The 20,520-nt window shown below is 49.4% G+C and carries 24 protein-coding genes and 2 pseudogenes; 2 read left to right on the top strand and 24 right to left on the bottom strand.

The genetic code is table 11. The features are described 5' to 3' along the window. From cpaB to DESLBE_RS19400, 14 genes are all read right to left on the bottom strand, one after another. Entirely contained in the window at positions 1–834 is an 834-nt protein-coding gene (gene cpaB / locus DESLBE_RS19465) for a Flp pilus assembly protein CpaB (RefSeq protein WP_144677967.1), read from the bottom strand. Between the two features lie 14 nt (positions 835–848). Continuing rightward, entirely contained in the window at positions 849–1,274 is a 426-nt protein-coding gene (locus DESLBE_RS19460) for an A24 family peptidase (protein WP_144677966.1), read from the bottom strand. Further along, on the bottom strand, positions 1,264–1,494 hold the full coding sequence (locus tag DESLBE_RS19455; protein WP_144677965.1) for a DUF6133 family protein: 231 nt from the start codon (positions 1,492–1,494) through the stop codon (positions 1,264–1,266). Before DESLBE_RS19455 ends, DESLBE_RS19460 begins: the two co-directional genes overlap by 11 nt. A gap of 44 nt (positions 1,495–1,538) precedes the next feature. Beyond that, positions 1,539–1,931, bottom strand: coding sequence for a hypothetical protein (locus DESLBE_RS19450; RefSeq protein ID WP_144677964.1), 393 nt, complete (start codon positions 1,929–1,931; stop codon positions 1,539–1,541). Positions 1,932–1,957: 26 nt separating this feature from the next. Continuing rightward, positions 1,958–2,170 carry a hypothetical protein gene (locus tag DESLBE_RS19445; protein WP_144677963.1) on the bottom strand — a complete coding sequence of 71 codons (213 nt, stop codon included), beginning with the start codon at positions 2,168–2,170 and terminating at the stop codon, positions 1,958–1,960. A 42-nt stretch (positions 2,171–2,212) separates the two neighbouring features. Next, positions 2,213–2,623 (bottom strand): SpoVG family protein, encoded by a 411-nt coding sequence (locus DESLBE_RS19440; RefSeq protein WP_144677962.1) that lies wholly within the window; start codon positions 2,621–2,623, stop codon positions 2,213–2,215. 56 nt (positions 2,624–2,679) lie between these two features. Further along, complete coding sequence (locus tag DESLBE_RS19435) at positions 2,680–3,240, bottom strand: YodL domain-containing protein (protein WP_144677961.1); 561 nt, start codon at positions 3,238–3,240, stop codon at positions 2,680–2,682. Between the two features lie 38 nt (positions 3,241–3,278). Continuing rightward, entirely contained in the window at positions 3,279–7,874 is a 4,596-nt protein-coding gene (locus DESLBE_RS19430; protein WP_144677960.1) for an S-layer homology domain-containing protein, read from the bottom strand. Between the two features lie 90 nt (positions 7,875–7,964). After that, on the bottom strand, positions 7,965–8,552 hold the full coding sequence (locus DESLBE_RS19425; RefSeq protein ID WP_144677959.1) for a hypothetical protein: 588 nt from the start codon (positions 8,550–8,552) through the stop codon (positions 7,965–7,967). A gap of 4 nt (positions 8,553–8,556) precedes the next feature. Beyond that, a complete protein-coding gene (locus tag DESLBE_RS19420) occupies positions 8,557–8,838 on the bottom strand; it encodes an AbrB family transcriptional regulator (RefSeq protein WP_144677958.1) in 282 nt (93 codons plus the stop codon). Then, positions 8,835–9,260: a hypothetical protein gene (locus tag DESLBE_RS19415; RefSeq protein WP_144677957.1), complete on the bottom strand. Its 426-nt coding sequence runs from the start codon at positions 9,258–9,260 to the stop codon at positions 8,835–8,837. Before DESLBE_RS19415 ends, DESLBE_RS19420 begins: the two co-directional genes overlap by 4 nt. Before the next feature lie 36 nt (positions 9,261–9,296). After that, on the bottom strand, positions 9,297–10,232 hold the full coding sequence (locus tag DESLBE_RS19410) for a DNA adenine methylase (RefSeq protein ID WP_144677956.1): 936 nt from the start codon (positions 10,230–10,232) through the stop codon (positions 9,297–9,299). 4 nt (positions 10,233–10,236) lie between these two features. Next, positions 10,237–10,440, bottom strand: a complete 204-nt coding sequence (locus DESLBE_RS19405) for a hypothetical protein (protein ID WP_144677955.1) — start codon at positions 10,438–10,440, stop codon at positions 10,237–10,239. Continuing rightward, positions 10,437–11,192, bottom strand: a complete 756-nt coding sequence (locus tag DESLBE_RS19400) for an antirestriction protein ArdA (RefSeq protein ID WP_194239732.1) — start codon at positions 11,190–11,192, stop codon at positions 10,437–10,439. The genes DESLBE_RS19405 and DESLBE_RS19400 overlap by 4 nt, the downstream gene beginning before the upstream one ends. Before the next feature lie 195 nt (positions 11,193–11,387). On the opposite strand from DESLBE_RS19400, the gene DESLBE_RS19395 reads away from it, so the two are divergent. Together DESLBE_RS19395 and DESLBE_RS19390 are read left to right on the top strand one after the other, a co-directional pair. Then, entirely contained in the window at positions 11,388–12,497 is a 1,110-nt protein-coding gene (locus DESLBE_RS19395; protein ID WP_144677954.1) for a topoisomerase DNA-binding C4 zinc finger domain-containing protein, read from the top strand. A 79-nt stretch (positions 12,498–12,576) separates the two neighbouring features. Then, positions 12,577–13,339 (top strand): annotated as a pseudogene (locus DESLBE_RS19390) (ArsA-related P-loop ATPase); the annotation flags it as partial. 178 nt (positions 13,340–13,517) lie between these two features. Here the strand turns inward: DESLBE_RS19390 and DESLBE_RS19385 are convergent. The 10 genes and pseudogenes from DESLBE_RS19385 to DESLBE_RS27340 all read right to left on the bottom strand — a co-directional run bounded on the left by DESLBE_RS19385 (position 13,518) and on the right by DESLBE_RS27340 (position 20,074). Further along, on the bottom strand, positions 13,518–14,060 hold the full coding sequence (locus DESLBE_RS19385; protein WP_144677953.1) for an RNA polymerase sigma factor: 543 nt from the start codon (positions 14,058–14,060) through the stop codon (positions 13,518–13,520). Between the two features lie 246 nt (positions 14,061–14,306). Beyond that, positions 14,307–15,539 (bottom strand): MFS transporter, encoded by a 1,233-nt coding sequence (locus DESLBE_RS19380; protein ID WP_144677952.1) that lies wholly within the window; start codon positions 15,537–15,539, stop codon positions 14,307–14,309. A gap of 108 nt (positions 15,540–15,647) precedes the next feature. After that, on the bottom strand, positions 15,648–15,896 hold the full coding sequence (locus DESLBE_RS19375) for a carboxymuconolactone decarboxylase family protein (RefSeq protein ID WP_007781334.1): 249 nt from the start codon (positions 15,894–15,896) through the stop codon (positions 15,648–15,650). A 231-nt stretch (positions 15,897–16,127) separates the two neighbouring features. Continuing rightward, positions 16,128–16,448, bottom strand: a pseudogene (locus DESLBE_RS19370) (DNA adenine methylase); the annotation flags it as partial. A gap of 243 nt (positions 16,449–16,691) precedes the next feature. After that, positions 16,692–17,018, bottom strand: coding sequence for a hypothetical protein (locus DESLBE_RS19365; RefSeq protein WP_144677951.1), 327 nt, complete (start codon positions 17,016–17,018; stop codon positions 16,692–16,694). Further along, the gene (locus DESLBE_RS19360) at positions 17,019–17,540 is read right to left on the bottom strand and encodes a hypothetical protein (RefSeq protein WP_144677950.1); all 522 of its coding nucleotides are present in this window, start codon (positions 17,538–17,540) and stop codon (positions 17,019–17,021) included. A gap of 127 nt (positions 17,541–17,667) precedes the next feature. Then, a complete protein-coding gene (locus DESLBE_RS19355; RefSeq protein WP_144677949.1) occupies positions 17,668–17,853 on the bottom strand; it encodes a hypothetical protein in 186 nt (61 codons plus the stop codon). Between the two features lie 60 nt (positions 17,854–17,913). Beyond that, on the bottom strand, positions 17,914–18,240 hold the full coding sequence (locus DESLBE_RS19350; RefSeq protein WP_144677948.1) for a hypothetical protein: 327 nt from the start codon (positions 18,238–18,240) through the stop codon (positions 17,914–17,916). Position 18,241: 1 nt separating this feature from the next. Continuing rightward, positions 18,242–19,708, bottom strand: a complete 1,467-nt coding sequence (locus DESLBE_RS19345; protein WP_172625457.1) for an antirestriction protein ArdA — start codon at positions 19,706–19,708, stop codon at positions 18,242–18,244. Positions 19,709–19,945: 237 nt separating this feature from the next. Further along, positions 19,946–20,074, bottom strand: a complete 129-nt coding sequence (locus DESLBE_RS27340; RefSeq protein WP_282433901.1) for a hypothetical protein — start codon at positions 20,072–20,074, stop codon at positions 19,946–19,948. Between the last annotated feature and the right edge of the window lie 446 nt (positions 20,075–20,520).

The following is a 20,520-nucleotide window of genomic DNA, read 5'->3' as shown; positions in this document are numbered from 1 at the left end:
TTACTCACCTCCGGTTCCCTCCGTAGAGTTTTCCGGCTTTGCCGGAGCCTGGGACTCAACCGGCGGCTGAGTTGATGTTCCGGCACTATGCTCTGTGAGAGCCGGATACAGGGTAGCAATCACCTTGTCCTGCAGCTGAGTAAATCGGGCGGCACCCTCCTGGGATCCTCTGTAAACCAGAGAAAGATGGAGCTTGCCGTCTGCTTCCAGATCCGCCAGGATTTTAGCCTGTTCCGGCGATACCAGCAAAGTGACAGTGGCGGGAAGCTCTCGCTCGTCTGCGTTATTTTCACTCCACTCACCGGTATCGGTATCGTAGCCCGTGCTGGCAGTCACACCGATAACCTCCACATAGGTCAGCTCCGGCGGAATTACGGTGGAGCCCTGCTTATGGTAATCCGGGGCAATCACCGACACGATATCCCCGGAAATCAGCTTGCCGGAGAGCCCCTGGGCCAAACTTTTGAGGCTGACGGAAATGGCCCGTTTGTCACCATTCAAGCTGTATAGATAGGCGTTTTCAAAAGCCGGAGTGTCTGCTACTTTTTCGGTGAGGATATAATCACCGGGCAGCAAGTCCGCTGTAGCGTATTTACCGATTACGGTTTCACTTTGCCGGATGACATTCTCCGGCAGGTTATAGCCCCCAACCTCCACGGTCTGCACCATATCTTTGGTGATCGCATCCCCGGATTTGATGTCCTTGATCACCCGGACAACGGTTGCTTTCCGGGTTACGCTCTGGTTGAACAGCGGCGTAAGCGCAAAGCAGATGAATAAAGAAAGCACGATGCAGAGTCCCCCCAGCACCGTGCGGTTTTTCAGAAAGCCCATTGAGCGTTCCCCCTTTAATGAATGAAATAGGCTAAAAGACAGCCGAGAGTTAAAAACGGCGCGAGAGGATAGGTCCTGGGCACTGTCCTCCCGCGCAGTTTTTGGATGATGGCGAGAGCGCCATGAAATAAAAGCAACCCGCTGAGTCCCACAATCAGAGCGGCCATGCTCTTGTTGAAACCCAGTACCAATCCGGCTGCCGCCATCAGCTTGATATCCCCACCGCCTGTACCGCCCCAGATCAGGGCGGCAAGCAAAAACGGCAGGGCGACGAAGATCCCCCATAGGTTTGCCGGCTGGAAAACCAGCAAACCTGTCAGGGCAATGCCCAGGCAGAGAGTATCGGGAATGATCCGTTTCCGGATATCCCAAAAAGAGGCAGCGGCCAGTAGGGCAGTAAAAAATCCGCTCTGCAAAAAGAGCGGCAGCTTAATTTCCATAATTGAACATGTCCTCGATCCGTTGTTTGAGGGTGGGCAAGACCGTCTCCCCGAACAGAGCGTAAAGACCGGCCAGGACCAGGGCACCGATGACAACGGCAATCAGGATTTTGATGGCACTATCCACGAAGCCTTCACCGCGCTGGGAGGAGAGCAGGCTCTTAGCCAATATGGTTTTTTCCGTGATCTTGGCATTTATTTTATTAATCCATTTTTTCATAATGATTTGCCTCCAAATTCATTTTCTTATTTGATCCAGGTTATTTACATGCCGCCCATGTGTAAGGAGTTGTTTTGCTCCGGCACTTCTTCCTCAGCCTGCGAGTCTGCTACCCTACTTTGCTCAAGGGGTTTTTGTCTGTCCAGCTTAGCTCCCCGCCTGCCTTGCTGCCGGTTATAGGTAAAGTCGGGCGAAATGCCTTCCAGGTCTTTACGCCGCTTAACCCGGTGTCTTTCTGTGTCACTTTTATAAAGGTAATACCAATCCTCGTCAAAACTATGTACCCCCCTCATAGCTGTGGCCGATCCGTCCCTGTAAATAAGCTCATATTTAAAAAGGGGATTGGGATCGAGCACAACTCGGATCAAATCCAGTTCCAGATCCACGTCTTTCGTGTTGGCCACCTCCGCATGGGCAGCAAAAACACCGGCGGTCAAGGCCGGTGCTATGCTGCCCGAGAAATTTATCCGGTTTCGTATTCCTGTGGGTCATCCACTTGGAGAAAGCCCTGGGCCGCAGCTTCAACAATCCCTGACGTCACAAGGGCTGCGGGTAGATTTCCTTTGCACAGAAACCCATTACGAACGACGAGGTTTTCCGGGAGTTTCATTTTGAGAAGTCTGGGGTAATAGGCGCGGCAGGTAGCCAGTGGTTCCATATCTTGCTCTTTGCTCATGGCATCATCCTCAATCTTTTTTGAGCGTTGGTTTGTGCACGCTCATCCCATCCGTAGGCCGAGGGACTGCTCCGCTGCCTGATCGAGCGTGGCCGTCTCTGCTGCCTTCTGCTGGTTTGGACCTTGGCTCTGAACCAGGGCTTGATGGTAAGCGTCGATGACGGCCTTGTTGAGCTGTTCCCTGAATTCCTTGGTAACAGGAAAGCAGATATCCCGGTAATCGTTTCCCGCTTTGTAACTGGGCATAGCCACGAACAGTCCTTTTGTGCTGTCCACGATCCTCACATTCCTGATGGCGAAGCAGTCATTGAGGTTAATGGAGGCATAGGCCCGGACATTGCCTTCGGGACGGATGGAGCCGATTTTAACATCCACTTTCATGAGCAGAGACTGTTCCGCCGCCGTCTGGGTGGACTCCTGCGAGGCCTGGGCTGCGCTCTGTGCTTTTCTCACGGTTTTTCCTCCTTCATTTTGGGAATAAAAAAAGCCTTCCGGCTATGGAATGCTTTCTACATGTTAATCTGAGGACTTTGGCTCTGCTCCTGGCCAGATGTCTGAAAGGAAATCTCCCGAAATCCGAAGCGGTCCACATAGTGGAAAGAGCTGCCGGAGTCATCATAAAGCTCCACCACATCCGAGATGGAGAGGCTGTGCCCTTCATAGCCGGGCGGGTGGTCAAGGTTGAACTTGGCGAAGAGCTGCTCCAAGTCATTGGTTTCCACCTCGCCGTCATAGACCACCCTATAGTTCTTCGGATCGGGTTCCCCGAATTGTTCCTGCAGTTCTTCATAGCCGATGAATTTCATCATCACATCCGCATCCGGTTTGAGCTGCCAGACCCGGCAGTTTTTAAGCAGCGGCCCATTGCCCTCCGGATCAAGGCTGCCATTTGCCAGACGGGCATAGGTGCCGTTCCGCCATTCCAGCTTCAAGCCCTCCTTTTCGGTCAAGTGAGATTGGATTTCTTCATTCTGAAACAAAGGGTCGACGACAGCCTTCCCTTTTTCGATATAGCCTGCCTGATTCCCATAATAGAAGATGCGGTTGTTCCGGATCTGAATACCGTTCATGAGGCTTCCTCCTTTCCTTGCCAAACCGTAATCATCTGTCACTGAAAATAGAAATTGACGGAATAGGTGATGTTGCTTTTGTTATACATGCAATCATGGTTCGTATAGTAATAGAATTCCAGCTGACTGTAGATTCCAGGAGACAGGCTACGGCTGAAGGTGATGCCGTTGGTGGTCGTGGCGTAGTCCAGCTGGTCCCATTGTCCCGTGAGGATGTTGTAGCCGCGGACCCGTCCGTAGTCCTGACCGCTGTGCCCGGAAACAGGAGGTACGGTGAACGTATAGTTGGTAATGGTCGCTCCTGCAATTCCCTGTTCGAGAATGACCGATTCCGGTCCGGTCAGGGTCATGCCGCCGCCGTGATTGGGATCGGCGATAAAGAACACTATTGCTGCCCAGGGCGACTCGGCTCCGGTGGAATCAACAGCTTTGACGCGGACCACATTCTTGCCAAGCGGATAAGCGGTGCTGGTCTGGGCCGGACGTCCTTCCCAAATATATGTGATGGCATCGCCGTCAGGATCGGTGCTGGAGGCGGTGATGGTAATAGCCACCCCGGGTGCCACGCTGTTGCCGTCAGGGGTACGGGTAATCACTGGTGTGGTAGGTGCGGAGTTGGTTACAGTGAAGGTAATATTTGTCCAGTCGGAATACAGGCCCCAAGTGTCCTTGGCCCGGACCTTCACGGTGTGAGTACCCACAGGATAATAGCTGTCCGCAGTGTTGCCTGAGTATTCAAGGGTCACAGCATCACCGTCCGGATCAGTAGCGGAGGCCGAGATGTTGACCAGCAGCTTGCCGCCCTTGGCGGTGCGGACTACCGTTGCGCTTCCTGTAGGCTTGTTTGGCGGGGTGTTGGTAGTGGTGATGCTTCGGGAATACGTGAAAGTTCTGCCTGTGCTGTCAGTCGTGCTTGCGGTCAGGATATAGCTGCCGGGTGCATTAATGGCAATGGTGCCCCCGTTGTTTGACAGAGTACCGGAATAGGATGCCGGGCTTCCGTCTTTGGTCAGTGACCAGATGAGGCTTCTGCCCTCCAGTCCGGATGTAGCCGGCAGGGATACATTTATATTGCCGCCGATATGCACAGAGGATGGGAGTGTGAAAGGGAAGCTGGCAACCGGCTTGACTGTTGCGGTATTGGAGGTGAAGGTGAATTTTCTGCCGTTCACATCCGTTGCTTCAGCAATCAGCGTAACGGCGATGGTTTTATCTGTACTGATGCTCAGGGAACCGCCGCCTGTGTCAACAGAGCCTGTGGCATATTGGGTATAGGGTTTGGCTGGACCGCCATCCACAGAGATAAGCCAAGCAATATCCGTTCCATTAAGCTCAGAGCCGGAAGCGGTAATGGCGATGGGATCGCCGCTGTAGCTGAGTGCCGGAAGTCCGAGAGTCATTGCAGGGATGGGATAAACGGTGAAGCTCTGGTTCTTGGTAAAGGTTCTGCCGGTGGCGTCCGTCAAAGCGAGCGTCAGTACATACTGACCTTTGGCCGGGAAGGTTATTGTACCGCCCAATTTCGCCAGGGTACCGGTAGCATAGTTTGAATAGGGCTTTTCCCCACTGCTGTCTTGGCGGATCGTCCAGTCCGCAGTGAGGTTCTCCAGATCCGTGCCGCTTACGCCAACCGTTCCGGCTTCCCCAACATACCAGGGCTGTGTGGTACTGAGCGAAACAGAAGGGATGGGATAGACGGTGATGCTGCGGCTTGCGCTGAAAGGACGTCCGTTGGTATCTGTCAGGGTAACAATCAGCTGGTACTGTCCTTTTGACGGAAAGCTAATTGTGCCGCCATCCCCGGTCAATGCGCCGGAAGTATACGCAGAATATGGCTTGGCGTCGCCATTCCCTTGCTTAACTGTCCAATCCACGGTAAGGTTCTCCAAATCAGTGCCGCTGAGGCCGACCATTTCGGCTTCTCCTGCATGCCAGGTCTGCGGTAGACTCAGGGAGATCGATGGGATGGGATAGACGGTAAAGCTCTGACTTTGGATAAAGGTCCGCCCTGTAGGATCCGTCATGGTCAGAATCAGCTCATACTGCCCCTTGATCGGAAAGGTAATTGTGCCCCCCTCTTTGGCAAGTGTGCCGGAGACGTAATTGGCATACGGTTCGGCACCGCCGTCTTCCTGTACGATCTTCCAATCCGGGGTGAGATTCTCGAGGTCTGTACCGCTGACGCCGACCGTTCCGGCTTCTCCGGCATACCAGACCTGCGGTACGTTAAGTGAAATTGCTGGAATCGGATAAACCGAGGTGGACGCGCTGTAAGAGAAAACTCTGCCCAAGGCGTCCGTCATCGAAGCAGTGAGGATATAATCCCCGACCTGCATAAGGCGTATTTTACCGCCGTAGGCATTCAGGGTTCCCTCTATGACATCGGAAGACTCAACCTGTTTGCCGTCTTTGCTAAGCGTCCATTCCACCGGCAGCACATTGTTGTTGCCTCGGGTTCTCAGGTCGATGGTGCGGTCGGTGTGGGTTGATTTAGGAAGTTCAAAGGAAATATTCAATACGGGCAGGACTTCAATACTGCCGCCGTTCTCAAAAAGGAACACCCGCCCTATTTCATCAGTGATACGGGCAATCAGCTCATAGGTTCCGGCATGTTTGAAACGGATGGTGCCACCGGTATTATCCAGCGTACCGTCAACATAAGTGTTCCAATCCTGAAATCCGAAGCCGTTCTCCAACAGCCACTCCACATTTAAGCCGTCTAATTCCCATGTTTCCGGGAGCACATTAAGCGTGGTATCGGTATAGGCGGTTTCCGGCGACTCATAGGAAATACCGGGAACAGGATAGACCTTGACCGGCGCAGTGTAGCTGTAGGTCCGACCGGCGGGATCCGTAAAGGCGGCTTGCAGGATATATTCGCCTTTTTTAAGGAAACGGATGGAACCGCCTTCATTATTCAATTCCCCCTCCACCGCATCGGCAAGACTGACCGCTGCTCCGTCCCTGGTCAGCGACCACTGAATGGAAGCGTCCCCCAGGTTCTCAAAGCGGCTTTCCACCTGGACGGGGGTGTCTGTGTGCGTGATCTCAGGCAGGTAGAAGCCGACGGATCCGACCGGATAGATCGCGATGGTTTGGGAGGCGGCAAAGGTCCGGCCAGTTTGGTCGGTGACTGAGCCGGCAAGCATGTACACTCCCTTGTCCCGGAAGCGTATCCTGCCTCCCTCATTGGTCAGCGTACCTTCCAATTCATCGGCCAATTCTGCCGCCTCTCCGTTTTTGGTCAGACTCCAGTTCACAGTCAGGCCGTCTGTTTCTGTAAGTACAGTTGAGACGTCAAAGACAGTATCAGTATGGGAGGCTGACGGAAGATCAAAAGAGATTCCGGCCACCGGATACACCTTGGTCGTTTCAGAATGTTTAAATATGCGACTATTTTCATCCGTTAGTGTTGCAGTTAGCGTATATTCACCCTTGTTCCCGAACACAAAGGTGCCGCCTTCATTGCCGAGCTCTCCGTCCAGAATATCGGCAGGCTGAACGGACTCTCCGTCCTTCTCGGCACTCCACATGATGTCGTTACCAAAGAGAGCTTCCGGGGCGAAAAATAGCGTAGCAGATTTATCTGTATGCGTTGTTTCCGGCAGATCAAAGCTCAGGTCGATGACCGGATAGACCGTGATCTGTTGTGACAATACGGTTTCTTTTCCTCTGACGTTTTTGGCTATGGCAGTCAGGGTGTACCGTCCGTCCTCTTTAAATTGGATCGTGCCGCCTTCCAGGCCCAGGGTGCCGAGGACAGCATCCTCCAGCTCCACGGACTGCAGCGAACCATCCACGGCGGTTTTGCTCAGGGACCAGGTAAAGCTGCTCATATACTTCCAAACCGGCATCACCAGAATTTCACTGTCGGTGTGAGCTGTTTCAGGGATTTCGAAGCTCACCTGGGCCGCGGGATAGTAATGAGAACCGCCGCCTGAGCCGCTCCCGGTGTTATTGCCCGGCGTTGGTATAGGAGGCTGCTGATTCTGATCCGGGTTCTCCGGGTTAGGCGCCGGCTGCTCCGGAGTGTTGGGGGGCTTTGCAGGCGGTGTCGGCCTGGGTTCTCCCGGTGCGGGATTTTCCGGGGTGACCTTGTCGATTAGATCGTCGGCTTCTCCCTTGGTCACCGGGTCATTGGGATGGATTTTGTTATCAGCAGTATCACCGATGATTCCGTTCTCCCGGCCAATGATCAGATAGCCCTTGTCTCCGTCTTTGATCCCATTCTGATCCTCATAGCCGCTGTGCCCCTGGGTGTTTTTCGCTTCCTCGCCCTTGCCGCTGAGCCGCACCAGCATCTTGGTGATCTCGGCACGAGTAATGAGATCGTCTGGATGAAAGCCATCAGAATAATCGGCGGGGTCGATAATGCCGGCCCGGATCAGGGCCTCGATGTTGGCTTCCGACCAATGGCCGTCAATGTCGGGGAAGCTGGGCGGGTCTTTCTCCGCATTTGCGGTATTCAACTGCATTTCCCGCACCAGGATGGCCGCAAACTCCCCGCGGGTGATGACTTCACCCTGCCGGATGAAATTTTCCGGATGCAGACGGTACGCTGTATAGATCCCGCCGCACACCAGAACAAGGAGAACGAGGGCAAGAATGCCGAGGCGCTTTCCTTTTTGGTTCATGGGGTTTTCAGTCCTTTCATTTAAATTTGGCTATAGCAAAGCCGGAATCAGCAACCTGACTCCGGCTTTAAGACCTGATGGGTTTGGGTTTCATAGCCTCAGCCCCATACTTCCGTTTTGTTCCTGAGCCCTACGGTGTGTTTCGATAGCTTCCTGGGTTGGATAGGTGACCTTTCCCTTCACCATCTCGAAAACGCAAAAGTCATCCCGGTCGCAGATCATCACCCGGTGCTGATAATCCTTTTGCATTTCGATGTAGTCCCAAACCTCCTGGGGACTGCACAGCCATACCCCGGAGGTATGGCGTCCATCCGGCAGAAAACAATAGCCGCTGTACTGGGACTCATGGGTTTGCAAATCCAATGCGCCGGGCGGGCGGATCTGGGAGAGCTGCAGCCGCTCCTGCTCAGAGAGAATTTCCGGTTTGGCAATACCAAGAACATCGCCGCGGTACCAGCGCACGCGTTCTCCGTCCTGCAGGGAAACCGCAAAGACGGACCTCCCGCTGGGATTTGCTTTGCTGCCATTGCCTCCGGTGCAGAAATACAGCTGGAATTTTGCCTCCCGGCAATGTTCAGGCAGGGTCGAGGGTCGAAGAACAATCACCTTGCCGCCGATATCCATGTCATATCCGGTCCGCAGGCATTCCGCCTGGGTCAACAAGATTTTTTCACTCATGGTATTACCCCTTTCTCTGCTCCACCAGTTCCAGAAGCCGGGCGGCAATGCCAATCTGGGTTTCCTCCGGCATGGTTTGGATGGCAGCCCGGACAAATGCTTCCACCGCTTCCGGCGATTGATCGCCGACCTCAATGAGATCCACCTTCTTGGCGGTAAGGAATCCCTGGCCAAGGCTCAGCTTGACTATATCGCCGCAATCCATAGCGCAAGCTCCCCGCAGCTCTTTGGGAATCAGGATCCGGCCTTTGCTGTCGATAATCTTGTACATGGTTTTTGCTTTCATACGACATATCCCTCCTCTTCCATAACCCGCCGGACCGTTTCAGGATTGACGCCAAGATCCTCAAACAGACCGCGCAGATCATCCGGCAGCAGTTCCAGCGGATCGACGGGGCGGATGATGATTTCTCCTTTGCCGCAAATGATCTCCAGTTCACTGTCCAAAGGAATACCAGCGTCCTCCAGCAGCTCGTTCGGCAGTTGAATTCCATCTCCGTCTTTCGTATCACCCGGCCAGGGCAATGGAATCGTAATGCCTATGCCCTCAGGAGTAATGGCCAGCAGCGGGCGGTCGGATTCCCCCGGCATAGCCAGAGTAACGTTTACCACATCGCCGGGCTTGAGACCGGCGGCACCAGTGGCTTCTGCCGGAAGGATAATCTGGCCCTCATGATCTACCACAGATTGCATTCCAATAATCTTCACAGAAACTCCTCCTTTGAATTGAACCCCCTGATGGGTCTATAGTTGTGAGTCTAATAACTGGTCGGCATCGAAAAGATTGATTTGGGATGGCATATCCCGGATCCGCTCTCCGGTGTCATAATTGGAAATAAGGACTTCAGCATATTCACTGCCGTTCTCGTAGCGCTGGGCTAAGTTATTGATGCGGCTGACCGCCTCGATGCGAAAGTCCTGATACAGCTCCCGGATGAATTCACAATCATTGTAGCTGACCAGCCATTTCCCCTGGCAGCCGGCCAGGGTATCCCGCAGCCTGGCGTGATCTTCCTTCTTGAATTCCACAGCGTAGTGACCTTCCGTCTGGTAATAGGGAGGATCGCAGTAGATGAAGGCGTTCTCCCGCTCGTACTGGTGAATGAGTTCTGCAAAGTCTTTGTTCTCGATCACCGTATTCTTGAGTCTCCGGCTCCCCTGCCAGAGCAGGTGAAATGTTTTGCGGATATCAAAAGGCTGGCAGCTGTAACTGGTGCAGCCGCTGCCGTAGCTGTAACGGATCAGCTTATAGAAGGCAGCGGCGCGCTTGACGTCGTTCATCTGAGCGTTTTCCAAAAGAATTGGCTTGATTTCCTCAAACTGCAGTTCTGAAAGATGCCGCTCGGCAAGCTCCAGTTCCTCCTGCAGGTATGGGTTGGTGAATTCATCCTTCTCCAGATACTTTTTAAGGACACTGAATTCATCCCGGCCATTGAGGGGAAAGAAGTTCAGCTCCTTTAAAAAAGCCAGGGGGCGGTCACGGATACAGCGGAACAGGTTGGCCAGGTCGGAATTAAAATCGTTATAGACTTCCATGGGCGTGTTGGGCAGCTTGCCAAAGAGCACCCAGCCACCGCCGCCGAACACCTCAATGTACCGCTCAAATTCTTTAGGCATCCGTTGGTAGATCAGCTCCCGCAAGGCTTTCTTACCGCCCACCCAGCTGATAATACTGTTCATTCCGTCACCTGCCTTTGCTTCGGCGGCTGATTTTCTCCACTTCGGTTTTCAGGCAGGAGCCGTCAGGACTCCAGCAGATAAAACCGACACTGGGATAGGGGCAGCGCTCACAGCAGGCAGGATTTTGGGGCTGGGTTACGGTGCATTTGTTGGGCGGGCCAATCGTTCCCTCGCTGGTTCTTGCTTCTGGGGTTACATCATGGTTCATGATTCAGCTCCTTTCTCGGAAAAACAAAAAAGGCGCTGCCTTTTTTGTAAAGACAGCACCTTCTCGTTCTTTATTTTGTTATGGTTACAGCATTTGCTGGCCAAGCCGTGGATTGGAATATCCGGAGTCATCTCCCGGTCGTTGCGTTGGATGATGCCATAAGGAGTTCTGCAGATATTTATGTCCTGCATCTGATTAGGATCGGCACGGGAGAAATGGATGAGTTGCAAAGTGGGATCGTCTGCCGGAATCCGATAGCGGTTGATGAAGTCCTGCTTTATATAGTCCTCCATGAAGGTCAGCTCCGGATAAAAATCATAGCAATCAAGGTTTCGGGCAAGGTCAAGCACCTGGTCGATATCCATGCAACCAGCGATTTCAAATGCAGCTTTAAACTTCGGAAGCTCACCGCTGTTCTGCAGTTCCCGCATTCTCAGATTTCCTTCGCCCCTGATGACGCAGCCGGTGAAAGCGATTCGGTCGTGTTCATTCATATTGCTTATGCGCCACGCCAGGAAGTTCAATTCTGCAAGGGAAAAGGTTTCGGAAATGAAGCTTAGTTCCTCCCCCTGAATATTGAAGCACTCTACGATTTGGTATTCCTGTCCGTTCCTGATTCGCGCCTGATCTATTGTGTACTGTATCTCATCCCGACTTGCGGGAAGCTGCAGTGAAGCACCAAGGTAAGAGGGCGATTCGTACAGATCCGACCGCATGAGCGTCACGGTCATAACCTTTTCTTTTCCTGGCATTGGATCAACACTCCTTGTGCAATAAAAAGTGCTCTTCAGTTTCAAGGAGAAACCAAAGAGCACTTTTGCATTAGATTGAGATAGCTTTTTGAAATGACAAATTTCTGAAAGTCTTTCTTGTCTGCCTCACCTCCCTTTTACTATAATAAATTATAGACTGGAATTCTTTATCTTTTTATGGAGGTGGCACGTGCTATGTGGCCGGAAGCCAAGATACAAAGTCAAAAGAAATACTTTGCTGCGCAAAGAAAACAGCCGACAGGGAATTTTACCGAATATGTGGTGCGAACGTATTACAGTATTTATAAAAGCTGTTCTAAGCATCAAAGTAATGCCTGTCCAGCCAGAGAGGTAAGCAATTATCGGATAAGAAACATAGTTTATGAAGGTTTTTATAATAACCAACCCGATCATGATTATCAAAGTGTCATTGAGAACTGCAAAAAACATCTCATTGAAATGAAGTACATACATTTAGCACAACAGGGCCAGGACGATTATATTTTTGTGGACAAGCCTTTGGACTTCCTCCTTCCCGGAGAACATGAAGCCTATTTAAAGAAATTAGGGATTGAGGAGCGGAGTCATTCAAAAGCTCAAGTACCTTATACTATTCAATACCACGCAATAACCGATGAAGACGTAGCGGCGGCCTTGCTCAATCACATGTTTGATCCAGAGCATTATGACGATCCTTTTGAAGAAATGCACCCATCTGCCGCCGCTCCATCCGAGAATTTATCATGCGAACTGTGTGACGGGCACTATGTAGTGAGGCACGGGACGCATGGCGCTTTCTTCGGCTGCAGCAATTTTCCCCGATGCAGAAGCACGAAGACCATTGAAGAGCAAACATATGCCTGGTTTAAGAAGCAAGGAATTCGTATCTATGAGGTCGAACAGCCATGCTGGAAATGTGGGAAACCGATAAAACTTCGCAGCTACTTTCCCCATCTTGATCTTTTGTCGGATCAGCCTGAACTGGCTCAAAAACTGGATTTAAGCATCATTCGGCTGAGTATTGTTGATACATTGGATGCATATCTTTCCTCTAAGTACCAAGAAATATATTCGAGGTTCAGCAAGAAATTTGATGGCGAATATGTGGCAAATAATTGCCCCTATTGTCATAGCCTACAAGGCAGTACTATGTCACTCAAAACTGCCTATGACTATTTGACTGAGCGGATTAGAAAACGTCAGTCCATCACTGAACATATTGCAGAAAAGGTTGCCGTAACTGAAACCACCTTACCAAAAAATGACTGGAAAATTATTATTACTGAGGTTTTAAAACGTCAGTGATGATAAGAGAGTTTTGATTTTGATCCTCTATACAAACTAAAGCACTCTTTCGTTCCAAGTGAAACTAAAGAGCACTAACAACGAAACAATCCGGACTGAGCAAATTCTCCCGCTCAATGATGTGATCGAGGATCTTGATCGTACGGGCAAAAAGGTCCACCTGACCGCCACCCATCTCAAATTCGTGCTTGATGAGAGCAGTGGTATCACCATGAGCCCTATCGATGAACAGGCTGAACTGGCCAATTATCAGAAAGAGGTTCTGGCCAAAGCCCGGGAAACCATGTCTGAGGCGGATATCGCCTATATGGAAGAGGATTTGCGTTCACCTTGTACTCAGGAGATTGCCATTTTCAGAGCCTTTGCCAAAATCGTGGAAAAAGCCGAAGATCAGGTTGTTGTCATCGAAACAGCTCCCACAGGGCACACCCTTCTGCTCCTATTCCACTCAAAGCTATCATAAGGAAATTGAGCGCTCACAAGGTGAGATTCCCGAGTCAGTTAAGAAGCTGCTGCCTCGGCTCCGCAATGCTGAGGAAACTGAGGTCATTATCGTCACACTGGACGAAGCTACCCCTGTCTATGAAGCACTGCGCCTTGAAGAGGATTTGCAGCGAGCAGGAATTGCAACAAAGTGGTGGCTGATCACTTCTTCCCTTTACCGGACCGGTACCAGCAATCAGCTGTTGTCAGCCAAAGCCAACCATGAAGTTGAGTGGATCAACAAAGTCGCTGAGCATTCAAACGGGCACTTTGCAGTTATTGCCTGGAGTGCTGATGAAATTAAAGGAGATAAACTGCTCAGTCTGCAAACTACAACCAATGCTTCCTCTTTGTTATGAGACCGAAACGGTCTCTTTTTGCATATCCACCATCAATACTCTGACTTAGATCTGCGGGGAGAGTTACCCGGGTGTCTGGGTCAGATGTATTTAAAAATGATGAAAGCGGCCCAACGGCCGCCTTTCACTTTCTGCTCTTCATCATATTAAATTATTTTATATTTCATTGACCTGCTCCCTACTTCTTTTGAGAGCAGCATAGAACATTTCTTTCATCATAGTACATATTGCAATCATCATCCAGAATCTCTTTGATCTTTTTCTTGGCACGGTGTAATCGGATTTTGGCATTGTCCAGGGAACAGTTAAGGATTTCTGCGATTTCCTGATTGCTATAGCCATTGATATCCAGATACAAAGGAGTGCGGTAATTTTCACGTAACAGCTGGATTTTGCTTCTAATACATTCCGACATCAGTTTTTGCTCTACTTCTTCAGCAGAGCTGTCTTCCGCAATCACTTGCCCCTCAAAGTCATCGATCAAAATGGGGTTTTTCTTCCGCACGTGATCCAGAAACAAATTGTAGCCAATTCTGTTTAACCAAACGATGATGCTGGCTTCATGTCGGAACGTATCCAGCTTATTCAGCGCTCTGATAAAAGTCTCCTGAACCAGATCCTCAGTGAGAACAGGATCATTTGTGGCATTTAACAGAAATGAAAAAACCTTGGGGTAATTCTCTTGATAAAGCTCTGTAAACTTGGGGTCCTGCATGCTCATTGGCTCTCACTCCTACTCTTCTCAGAAGCTCAGGTCTTACTCATCCAAACTTTTACCTCTGGGCATTAGTTACTTTCTCAATTGTATCATATAGAGCTTGTAGGCTACCATCTTTTGGGTCATCACATTTTTGAGCTTTAGGTGTTCTAGGCCCTATGTGCCTATATGCTTTATAAGTTCTATGTGCTCTATGAGCTCTATGAGCTTTATGAATTCATGACGTTCCATTAACTCCAGCCCAGTTGCTTATGCATTAGCCACATTGCTTTGCTGACTCTCAGTTTTCAGCTCCGAGATTGGTCTTTCTTTAACTGGCAAATAACTGAGTGCAGCAACTAAACTCAAGAGTATTGCCGTTATCCAGATCGCCTGATATGAGCCGGTCCGATCGAACAGCACTCCCCCCAACCAGCCTCCGGCAAAGCTGCCGATCTGATGCATGACAAAGACTAAGCCCGAAAGGGTGGAAAGGTATTTGACCCCAAAGATAGTCGCTAAAGTCCCATTGGTCAGAGGTACCGTTCCCAGCCAGATCAGCCCAATCGCACCTGAGAACAGATACACCGTAGTTTGACTGATCGGCGTTAAGATAAATATCAGGATGATTATTGCCCGGAGAAAAAAGATGGCGCTGAGCAAATAAGGTTTGGGAAACTTGCCTCCCAAATATCCGGCCAGTAAAGAACCAAACATATTAGTAAACCCAATGATCGCCAAGGCGTTTACCGCAACGGTTTGCGTAAGTCCCTGGTCTTGGACATAGGCCGCTAAGTGCGTAAGCATAAAAACAACCTGAAAACCGCAAACGGCAAACCCAATACCTAATAACCAGAAATCCCGATGCTTAAATGCTTCACTCAATGCTGAGCCGGTATCCCTTTTTTCCTGAAGCGGCTTCTTCTCCTCAATCAGCCCTATGGAGAGCACGAACATTAGGATACAGGTCATGGCCAGTATAATGATCGTCTTAAACCAGCCAAAAGAGTTGATCAATGACTGTGCAGAAGGGGGAACCATGAACATACCAAAGGATGCACCCATTCCTGCAATACCCAGCACCATACTCCTTCTTCTCGCTTCAAACGCCCGGCCCAGTGCGCCAAAAATAACCGCAAAGCTGCTTCCGCCCAGTCCTATCCCTATCAGCACCCCAGCGCTGAGGGTTAGCCCTACACCAGTTGAAGAGTAGGCCATAAATACTAGTCCCAGTACATAAACTAAGGCTCCAATCAGCAAAGCCTTACTGGTTCCATATTTGTCGGCAATCCAGCCTGTAAAAGGCTGAGTAATTCCCCAAACCAAATTCTGTAGTGCCAATGCCAAAGAGAACGTCTCCCTACCGTATCCCAAATCGCCGGTCATAGGTTTTAAGAAAATCCCAAAGCTTTGCCGGAATCCCAAAGCCAGAGCTAATATAATACTGCCGCATATCAACATCATGAGAGGTGATGCTGCAAAAGTCCGTTTATTATCCTTCATGCTCTTTCTTCTTTCTTTTAGAAATCATCCAGTATCCGCATGACTGAAATACTCCAGCCATGCGGACAGAATCTGCAGAACAATTTGCTTTCATTGGTCTCAAGTGATCTAGCAACATTTGCCGCTGCTTTTTGCCGGGTTGGCAATAAGCTCCGCAGGGTTTGAAACCAGTTTATCCATACTGTTAGCTGCCCCGCTTCTCACTGTTCTTCCGACTTCAATCGCCTCTTTGATTTCCTCTTCTGTAAGTCCAGCCTTTAAACCCTTATTGACATGGGTCTGGATACAGGGATGACAATTTGCTGCCACAGAAGCGCCTATGGCAATCAGCTCAACTGTTTTAACATCAAAGCTCATTTTCAATACACCTCCTTTTACCTTTATAGACGAAATAGAAATTAAAAGGATACACTCCAAAAACTGATCCATAAAAAGAACAGAGGAATGCAGCTTTTGTGAAGTTACATTCCGGCTGGAAGGATGATCTGCCCTTCGTTATCTACGACAGCTTTCATTCCAATAATCTTCATAGAGATTTCCTCCTTAAAATTGACCCCCAGAATGGGGTTAGAGTTGCTAGTCAAATAACTAGTCGGCATCGAGAAGATTGATTTGGGATGGCATATCCCGGCTCCGCTCTCCGGTGTCATAATTGGAAATAAGGACTTCAGCATATTCACTGCCGTTCTCGTAGCGCTGGGCCAGGTTATTGATGCGGCTGACCGCCTTGATGCTAAAGTCCTGATACAATTCCCTGATGAATTCGCAATCATTGTAGCTGACCAGCCATTTCCCCTGGCAGCCGGCCAAGGTATCCCGCAGCCTGACGTGATCTTCTTTCTTGAATTCCACAGCATAATGACCTTCCGTCTGGTAATAGGGAGGATCACAATAGATGAAGGCGTTCTCCCCCTTCGCTGCTAAGACATTCTAGAATTTTATACTCCTGACCAACCTTGATCCGGGCACGATCCATTGCGTCTTGTATTTCGTCCCGACTTGCGGGGAGCCAAAGGGGTTTACCATGATATTCGGATGTTTCGTACAGATCCGATCGTATAAGTATTACATTCATAGCCTTTTTGATATTTGGTCATCTCCTTCTTATCAATAAAAAAAGCGCTCTGAAGTTTTTTCCTAAACTTAAGAGCGCTACATATTCAATTGCATCCCCTGATCAGGACACAGGACCGTATATCGGGAGGTATTGATGCATGTGACATGCTGGCTGTTTGCAAATCCCGGATTGTTCTTAATCCAATCCAGGTCCACGCCAGAGATTTTTTCAGGTTCTCCCTCCCCATAGAGGAAGGATTTTAAGTTTACTGTAATGTAATCGGAGCTGCCGCAGTCCTCAACAAGCTCTTTGTAGAGTCTCGAATCTTGAATCTCCTCAGTCTCGGGGATGCCACTCATAAATACCAGGTCACGGATGCCGGTGCTGGTTTCCAATCCAATTACTGAAAATAACTTGCTCAATTATATCCCTCCCATCACGGGTCCGTTGTATCCAGGAACGGGAGAACTTTTCTTCAGTTCCTGTTCTGTTTTGAGGGAGTAATTCTTATCGTTATTCCAGAAGCTGACATGGATTATGCTATCCGGCGTTTTAATAGGGCGCTGCTCAAGCACCTCTCCAAAGCCATCACTATTCTGCCCAACTACAAATTCCAAAAGCTCGGCGGTTTCTTCTCCGGAAAGAGCTTCCGTCAATCGGGCGGTCATAACTCCCCATAGCTTGCCATCGACAACCTCTACTGAAGGATTAAGGCTATATACTTTTTTGTTGAGAGCTTCGTTTTCAATATACTCAGCAAGGCCCCGGTCGTTTTCAAAAACACGACGATTTTCATGCGCAATAGCGGCAAGGACAGCATCCTCATAAGCCACCGACTCCTCGGAGCTAAGTTCTACTGGGTTTTCATCATCCCAATCATAGTCGTTGAGAAGATAGCTGATGACCTTCAGAGGGAAAAAGATACGCATGGTTTCATTTGTCATTGTGGTTTCCTCCATTCCTTTTGGGCTACATCAGGCAATAAAAAAGAGGCTATGTTTTCAAATTAGGAAAACATAGCCTCATATACTTTCTCCTGATGGCAGCATTATAAAATCATATTAGGTTTATTTATAGAAGCAACGGCACCAGGATTTTTGTCCCGATGCCCTTGGCTTTCATCAATGAAATGTGTGGTTTTTTAGCTATCATACTCTCAAGATGCAGGGAGCTTAAAGGGTGTACCTTAATATTCGGATGCTTTGTACAGATCTGCTCGCATAAGTTTACAGCCACAGCTTTTTCTTTTTCTGACATTTGATCATCTCCTTATAAAATGAAAAAAGCATCCTTCAGTTTCAAAAGAAACGAAGAGTGCTACATATTCATCTGCATTCCCTGATCGGGGTGGAGGATTGCGAAGCTGGCAGTTTGCAGATGAGTGACCGCCTTGCTTCTCCAAAATTCAGGATGAGCTTTAAGCCAATTAAGATCCTCTGCTGTGGCATCCTCCGGTTCACCTTCACCATAGCAGAAGGACTTTACCGCCACAGTGACGAACTCGGATTCCCCACAATCCTCAACCAGTTCATTATATAGCTGGGATTTTTGTATGTCCTCTACTTCAGGGATGCCACTCATAAGTCCGACATCGCGGATGCCGGTGTTGGTTTCCAAACCAATGATCGAGAATACCTTGCTCATTTTACATACCTCCCATCTGCTGTGTGAAGCCTTGTTCCGGTTCTTGGGAAGGTTCATCTATTCTTCGGAGCATTCCGAATACGCTTTGCCGGACGCTATCTTCCTCCATTTTGTATTTCCCGTATTTATCAAGGTCAAGGAAATTCCTTACCTCATCGTCGATCTCATATCTGCCTGAATCAAAAAGAACGTAGCTGGCATAGTCTGCCGGAGTTTTTACGTTTGGTGGCAGAAGCTCATAGTGGTCAAGATTGTCCATGATATCTATAGCCACGGACAATTCTCTCGGCCGTTCTTCTAGTGCGGCAAGAAATTTCGCAATGGGTTCCTTGTTGTCAAGCATATGTTTAATCTGTGTTGCAAGTCTGTTTAGCCCATAGATATCTCCTTCAAGATTCAGGGTGTTGGACAGTCTTTCTATATGGCACTCGCAGTTTTCTACATCGCAGTCATTAAAATCGGTTATGCCGTGTTCTTTAAGCGTTAATCCCAGTTCCTGCGTTGACATGGGAAGCTTCAGCGTGAATCCTTTATCCCTTACGTCAGGATCATAGGAAGGATACACATTAAGCTTGAAAATATATTCTTTGTCATCGGCAGGGCCAAGCGGTACTTGCGCATTGCTTCCGGGATCAGGGGTTATGTCTGGTTTCAGCTCCTGCTCGGACTTAAGAACGTATTTGTCGCTGTTCCAGAAGCTGACGGAGGTTTCATCGTCCTGTGTTTTGATGGGACGCTGCCCGACTCCTTCACTCCGGCTATCTGCATTTTGACCGTTCGCAAAATCCCGGAGCTCGGCTGTTTCTTTGTTGGAAAAAGGTGCCCTTAACCTTGCGGTCACGGCTCGCCACACTTCGCTGTCGATAATCCCCACTGACGGGTACACTCTGTAGTCCTTTTCTTTGAAAGTACCTCTGCCAATTTGTTCTTCTTCTGAAATGGTTTGAGTAGGACTGCTATCGTTTTTTACCACATATCCAAAGAGCGTATATGCTCCGCCATGGTTGGACTCGTATACCGCTGCCACCTTTTCATAATCCAGATAGGGCCACGCGCTCTTATGAATATCCATATCACCGCTTTCCACAAGATAGATGCCCAGCTCTCTCGGAGTAGTGACATCCGGAAAGAATTTATAATTTTGCAGATTGTATGTGATTCTTATAAGATCTTTAATCCCATTCACTGATTCCAAGTCTAGCGCGGCGGAGAATATGGCCGCATCCCTGTCGGACATTTTATTAATCACCGTTGCCAGGGTATCTAACTGTTCAAGGGAATCATCCTCATGAATGTACCTTTTCAGATTGGAAACGGAAGATATAGTTGCCGATATGCGAGTGTTCAGGTTTTCTGAGTCAATGCCATCCAGTACTGCATAGGCTTCGCCCATCTCTGCGGGAGATGTGGGCAGGTCAAGCCAGACTCCTTGCCCTTGGTTACCCCTGGTTAGGTATACTTTTAACATGTTTGTTCCTCCACTTATTTTTATTGAATGCTTAAAAAAGGGTGTAAAAAAACGGGCATATCTTCGTTGCGAAAATATGCCCGCTCCTTTTGCTGTGTTTCTATATTCGGTTGTTTGCGATGGAGCTGATGTCATCTATAAAATGGGCTAAAAATAGGGGCCAAAAAATGCGTTTTTTGGCCCCTGTTTTCGCCTGTTTTTTGCTCCCAAAACGCTATATATGGTGTCTGAACCGTCTTATTTGCCCCTTTGACCACTAGACGTCATCATTATTGTACTCTCAACGTGCTGGGCTTTTAAAAGGATATCCACGGCATCGGCGACTTGAGCCGCCAGTTGAAAATACATCTTGCGATAATCCGTCATCTTTTCTATCCCCCTATGTCAAGCAGCGGCAAGGCTCCGGGTCATGACCCGGTCCTGCCGTCTGCTTTGATAGGGGAAATTAAAAAGCGCATGGGAGGTTTTTTTCACCCTACACATGCGCTATGCTTCGTTATCTGCTGAATCCTAAATACCCAACCCCACTCAACCGGAAACAATCCGGCTGTGAACAGAAAAGCGGTCCGCATAACCGGGTACGCGAACAATCCCTTTCCGCTGCCTGGGTCAGGAATAGGCTGAATCTCCTGCTGCGTGAAGCCGCACAGTCTGCTCCCTCCGACGCCTCATTACACCCGCTCCACCCGCGGCACAGGCCCCTTGCTTGTGCGGAAACGGGCAGCGTTGTATAATAAGAATGTCGTCGTGGACAGCTGGACTGTTACGTGTAGGTGCTCTCTCACCTGCTCGTGCCTGGAAGTGGGCCAACA

Origin of the sequence: Desulfitobacterium sp. LBE (genome assembly GCF_007830365.1) — a bacterium.
Classification (GTDB): Bacteria; Bacillota; Desulfitobacteriia; order Desulfitobacteriales; family Desulfitobacteriaceae; genus Desulfitobacterium; species Desulfitobacterium hafniense.
This window is presented reverse-complemented; position numbering and strand designations above follow the sequence as displayed.